This window comes from Acinetobacter sp. P1(2025), assembly GCF_051390655.1.
In the GTDB taxonomy this organism is placed as follows: domain Bacteria; phylum Pseudomonadota; class Gammaproteobacteria; order Pseudomonadales; family Moraxellaceae; genus Acinetobacter; species Acinetobacter junii.
This window is the reverse complement of record NZ_JBPKBJ010000124.1, coordinates 1-5446: the sequence shown is the minus strand read 5'-3', so window position 1 is coordinate 5446 and position 5446 is coordinate 1. Positions and strand designations below refer to the sequence as shown.

Sequence of the window (5446 nt, the reverse complement as noted above, 5' to 3'; positions counted from 1 at the left end):
GCTTCAACTTTAAATTCTGCGGTGTAAGTCTTCTGTTTCTTGCTCATGGTAAACTCCTGATGAGTGTCTATAGTTTACCAAGTTAAAACCTCCTGTTTTCTCAGCACACATCAGTCGTTCTAGTGATGAATCAAATTCGGATTCTAACAGTTGTGATAGTAGTAACCATGATTAAAAAAAACTCGTACCTCAGAGGGAGAGATACGAGTTAAACTTCGACTTATGGTAGGTCAAACCAAATCATTTGTGCATCTTCAAGACCCTTGATTGTTGCACTCTCATCAAACAGTAAAGCATCGCCAGCTTTTACATGATGATCAGCAATCATAACTTCACCAGAAACCACGTGAACATAGTTCACTTTTTTCGTTGCTGTGATTTCTAATTGTTGATCTTTCTCAAGTACAGCTGTTTTTACTTCAGCATTTTGACGAATCAACATTGGTGCAGATTCATCGCCTGCGATTAGATTCCATTGGTTAGGATGATCCTTTGGGTTGAGCTGAATTTGCTGATAAGTCGGTGCAGCATCTTGAACATTTGGTTGAATCCAAATCTGTAATAGATGTACTGCTTTATCATGCTTATTCATTTCACTATGGGTTACACCTGTACCCGCACTCATTAATTGCCATTCACCTGCATTAATTTGACCTTCATTACCCATACTATCTTTATGAGAAATGGTGCCATCTAGTACACAGGTTAGAATTTCCATATTGTCATGCGGATGCGTACCAAAACCATTATGTGCTGCAATCGTATCGTCATTAATTACACGTAATACACTCACACCCATATATTTCGGATTGTACCAGCTACCAAATGAGAAACTATGGTAAGTATCTAACCAGCCAGCTTTTACATGACCGCGATTTTCACTACGATGTAGATAAGCATTCATCTTTCATCTCCTAATTCTTATGTTTTGCTTGATAGTAATAATATCGATTCATAATGGTTATAAATAGTCTTTAATTGCGACATATTGTTCTATTTATGGAATGATTTTTTATTAAGGATTTTTATTGAGCTATTAAAAAAGGCTGAATATTATATTCAGCCTTTTCTGTACGATGATTTTACTTATCAGTCACCTACTTTGATTTGCTTTCCAATTGAGGAATTGCAGAACCTTGACCAACAGCAAGTAAACCTGTTTCAGTGTAGATACCAAGTTTTGCACGTGTATCCGTAATGTCGAGGTTACGCATCGTTAACTGACCGATACGATCCATTGGTGTGAACATGGAATCACCTTTCTCCATTGTTAAACGCTCAGCTTCATAAGTGAGGTTAGGAGATTCGGTATTCATAATCGTGTAATCATTACCACGACGTAATTCTAAAGTGACAGTACCAGTAATCGCTTTAGCTACCCAACGTTGTGCTGTTTCACGAAGCATAAGCGCTTGAGAATCGAACCAACGACCTTGGTAAAGTAGACGACCTAAACGTAAACCGTTGATACGATATTGTTCAATCGTGTCTTCGTTATGAATACCCGTAACTAAACGCTCATAAGCGATATGCAATAGAGCCATACCAGGCGCTTCATAAATACCACGAGATTTTGCTTCGATGATACGGTTTTCAATTTGGTCAGACATACCAAGACCATGACGACCACCGATACGGTTAGCTTCTAAGATCAGCTCAACAGGATCTTCAATACGCTGGCCATTTAATGCAACAGGGAAACCTTCTTCAAAAGTAATTGATACTTCTTCTGCATCAATTTTTACATCTTCTTTCCAGAAAGCAACGCCCATAATTGGGTCTACGATTTTGATACCTGCATTGAGGTATTCTAAATCCTTAGCTTCGTGAGTAGCACCCAACATATTAGAGTCAGTTGAATACGCTTTTTCCTTTGACATTTTATAGTCAAAACCGTTGTCGATGAGGAACTGTGACATTTCCGCACGACCGCCTAACTCATCAATAAAGGTTTGGTCTAACCACGGTTTGTAGATTTTTAGAGCTGGATTGGTCAATAAACCATAACGATAGAAACGTTCAATATCGTTACCTTTATAAGTAGAACCATCACCCCAGATGTTCACATCATCTTCTTTCATTGCTGTCACAAGCATAGTACCTGTTACTGCACGACCTAAAGGTGTTGTATTGAAATATGGTACTCCGCCAGTGCTAATATGGAAGGCACCACATTGAATTGCAGCAATACCTTCAAGAGCAAGTTGTAAACGACAATCGATTAATCGAGCTTTGACTGCACCGTATTGTTCAGCTTTCTTTGGAATAGCATCATAGTCATCTTCATCAGGTTGACCTAAGTTTGCTGTATAAGCATAAGGTTCCGCACCTTTTTGCTTCATCCACAATAAAGCTGCTGAAGTATCGAGACCACCAGAAAAGGCAATCCCAACTTTTTTGCCTACAGGTACGTGCTGCAAGATAGTTGCATTATCAGTCATTGCTTGTCCTAACGTTTATTAGTAAAGACCCCGAATAGGTGGTCTTGAGAATAAAAAATCGGAGCTATTGTAACACTTTTCATTGAGCTTGTTTTCCTCAAAGAAAAACTAAGCAGAAAAATTATGTGCGCTTTCATGTGGAATATTGAATTTTTAAGATGTAAATCATAACGGTTACATTTGTTTTGACTTTAGTGTCAGCATTTTCTTAAAAAAAGTCATAAACACGTATAAAAATTCAGTTAAAGTACTATGCAACAAGTTGCAAAGCCAATAAATATAGAAGGAATACCATGACTAGCTATGCAAATATCTTAAAACCATTACATTTGGGTTTTACGACCATTAAAAACCGTGTTGTGATGGGTTCAATGCACTCTGGTTTAGAAGACCGTTTTTTTAACTATCCTAAACTTGCAGCTTATTTTGGTGAGCGTGCAAAAGGGGGCGTTGGTCTTATTATCACTGGTGGTATTTCTCCAAACCGTCAAGGTTGGTTATTGCCAGCGGGTGGTACGATGAATAGCTTGGTGGATATTCCTCATCATCGTCTTGTTACTCACGCTGTGCATAAGCATGGTTCAAAAATTCTTATGCAGATTTTGCATTCTGGTCGTTATGGATATCATCCATTTTCAGTTTCTTCTTCGCCAATTCAAGCACCAATTAATCCATTTAAACCACGTCAAATGTCAGACTCACAAATTCTGGCTACAATTGATGACTATGCGCGTTGTGCAAGCCTAGCTAAAAAAGCAGGGTATGACGGCGTTGAAATCATGGGTTCAGAGGGCTATTTAATCAACCAATTCCTTAGCAGTCACGTGAACAAGCGCACCGATCGCTGGGGTGGTGATATTGAAAACCGTATGCGTTTTCCTGTTGAAATTGTAAAAGCAATCCGTGCCAAAGTGGGTGAGAAATTTATCATCTGTTTCCGATTGTCTATGCTTGATTTGGTACATGACGGAAATACAATGCAGGAAGTGATTGTAGTAGCAAAGGCACTTGAAAAAGCAGGCGTGACTTTATTAAACACGGGGATTGGCTGGCATGAAGCACGTATCCCAACGATTGTCACTTCTGTGCCTCGCGCTGCATTTGTAGACTATACGGCTCATGTTAAACAGCATGTTTCTGTTCCAATCATTGCTTCAAACCGTATTAATATGCCTGATGTTGCAGAAGAAATTATTGCTTCAGGTAAAGCAGATATGGTGCAAATGGCAAGACCATTTTTAGCTGATCCATACTGGGTAAATAAAACTGCAACCAATCGTGTTGATGAGATTAATACCTGTATTGCCTGTAACCAAGCATGTTTGGATCATGCCTTTAAAAATCAACGTGTGAGTTGTTTAGTTAACCCACAAGCGTGTTATGAAACTGAATTGGTTTATATTAAAACTAAAAAACCAAAACGTATTGCTGTTGTAGGTGGTGGTGTTGCTGGAATGTCAGCAGCTACAGTCGCTGCAAGTCGTGGTCATGCAGTGACGTTGTTTGAAGCAAGTGATGATGTTGGTGGTCAATTTAACTTAGCGAAAGTTGTCCCAGGAAAAGAAGAATTCCATGAGACGATTCGTTACTTTAAAGTTCAACTTAAACAAACTGGAGTTGATTTACGTTTGAACACTCGCGTAAATCGTGAACAACTTGAACGTGAAGGTTTTGATGAAGTTATCGTGGCAACAGGTGTTGTTCCTCGTGCTTTAAAAATTCAGGGCAGTACTGCTCCACAAGTTTTATCCTATGCTGACGTTTTAAGAGGTGCTGAAGTTGGGCATAAAGTCGCAGTTATCGGCGCGGGTGGTATTGGTTTCGATGTGTCTGAATTTTTGTTAAAGCCACCGCATCAGCCTCAACCACAACCTTTAGCTGAATGGCAGCGTGAATGGGGTGTTGATCCAAATCCAGACTATATTTCTGAAGGTGGAACTCAACGTCCTGAAGTGGAAATGCCAGTTCGTCAAATTTATTTATTACAACGTAAAACGACACCTCTAGGTATCGGTTTAGGTAAAACATCTGGTTGGGTTCATCGAGCACAACTCAAAAAACATGCAGTACGTATGTTAAGAGGCGTTCAATATAAATCTGTGACTGATGAAGGATTGTGGATTGAGCACAATGGTCATGATCAGTTATTGCGTGTTGATACGATCGTGGTATGTGCTGGTCAAGAATCTGTAAAAGATTTGATGCCAAAAGAAGGTGAGAATACCTTTGCTAATTATCATATTATTGGTGGTGCAAAGCTTGCTGCTGAGCTTGATGCAAAACGTGCGATTCGTGATGGTGCTGAATTAGCAGCAAAACTTTGATAATTGATGAAACATTATGCATTTGAATACATTGCAGTTAAATTTTTCTTGAATAAAAGAATCAAGCTTTGTATTCTTACGCACATGGAAGCGTGGCAGAGCGGTTTAATGCACCGGTCTTGAAAACCGACGAGGGTGTGAGTCCTCCGTGAGTTCGAATCTCACCGCTTCCGCCAAATATCAACGACTTAGCCCCGATTATCGGGGCTTTGTTGTTTTTGGGGTTTATGCAACGTAAGCCTGTAGTAAGCAAAAAATATATAAATGGAGGGTAGAATGGCAATTAATGAATCACACATTCTTGCTGATTCTGATGTTTTAGGTAATTTTAACTTTATTACATATAATATTTTTCTTTTAGCTGATGATGCTAGCTTTATAAAAAATATTAGAGATGATGCTGATATTTTTACTTTTAAAGAGTCAGTTGAATTATTTTCTGTAATGACCCATGAGTATCGGCATTACTATGATATGACTCATACTACTTATGGGATTAACTATCTTTTTGACTTAGCCGTAGCTCTAGGTCAAGGTATTGATGTTAAAAGCGGTGATGAGTTTAAATATTTAGGACTTACGCACTATCATTTATAGATTCTCTGTGGTAGCAGATGATTTTTATCGAGAATAAAGTCATCAATGAAGTCTTTGATGATTGGTCTAAATAAGTTCTTTTGC

At 38.7% G+C, this 5446-nt stretch carries 4 protein-coding genes and 1 tRNA gene; 3 read left to right on the top strand and 2 right to left on the bottom strand.

What is annotated here, in order from left to right:
* Positions 1 to 220 precede the first annotated feature (220 nt).
* Both ACSC97_RS17665 and argG read right to left on the bottom strand, forming a co-directional pair.
* Entirely contained in the window at positions 221 to 904 is a 684-nt protein-coding gene (locus tag ACSC97_RS17665) for a pirin family protein (RefSeq protein WP_436662249.1), read from the bottom strand.
* Between the two features lie 193 nt (positions 905 to 1097).
* On the bottom strand, positions 1098 to 2441 hold the full coding sequence (gene argG / locus ACSC97_RS17660; protein WP_004913003.1) for an argininosuccinate synthase: 1344 nt from the start codon (positions 2439 to 2441) through the stop codon (positions 1098 to 1100).
* Between the two features lie 293 nt (positions 2442 to 2734).
* On the opposite strand from argG, the gene ACSC97_RS17655 reads away from it, so the two are divergent.
* The 3 genes from ACSC97_RS17655 (at position 2735) to ACSC97_RS17645 (ending at position 5362) form a co-directional block, all read left to right on the top strand.
* Entirely contained in the window at positions 2735 to 4765 is a 2031-nt protein-coding gene (locus ACSC97_RS17655) for an NADPH-dependent 2,4-dienoyl-CoA reductase (protein ID WP_004913000.1), read from the top strand.
* Positions 4766 to 4851: 86 nt separating this feature from the next.
* Positions 4852 to 4941: transfer RNA gene (locus ACSC97_RS17650), tRNA-Ser, on the top strand.
* A 100-nt stretch (positions 4942 to 5041) separates the two neighbouring features.
* Positions 5042 to 5362: a hypothetical protein gene (locus ACSC97_RS17645; RefSeq protein WP_436662246.1), complete on the top strand. Its 321-nt coding sequence runs from the start codon at positions 5042 to 5044 to the stop codon at positions 5360 to 5362.
* The last annotated feature ends 84 nt before the right edge of the window (positions 5363 to 5446 follow it).

What these genes read in the sequence shown, in the direction of transcription:
- ACSC97_RS17665 (WP_436662249.1), bottom strand. Translation starts at nt 904, where the DNA reads ATGAATGCTTATCTACATCGTAGTGAAAATCGCGGTCATGTAAAAGCT.
- argG (WP_004913003.1), bottom strand. Translation starts at nt 2,441, where the DNA reads ATGACTGATAATGCAACTATCTTGCAGCACGTACCTGTAGGCAAAAAA.
- ACSC97_RS17655 (WP_004913000.1), top strand. Translation starts at nt 2,735, where the DNA reads ATGACTAGCTATGCAAATATCTTAAAACCATTACATTTGGGTTTTACG.
- ACSC97_RS17645 (WP_436662246.1), top strand. Translation starts at nt 5,042, where the DNA reads ATGGCAATTAATGAATCACACATTCTTGCTGATTCTGATGTTTTAGGT.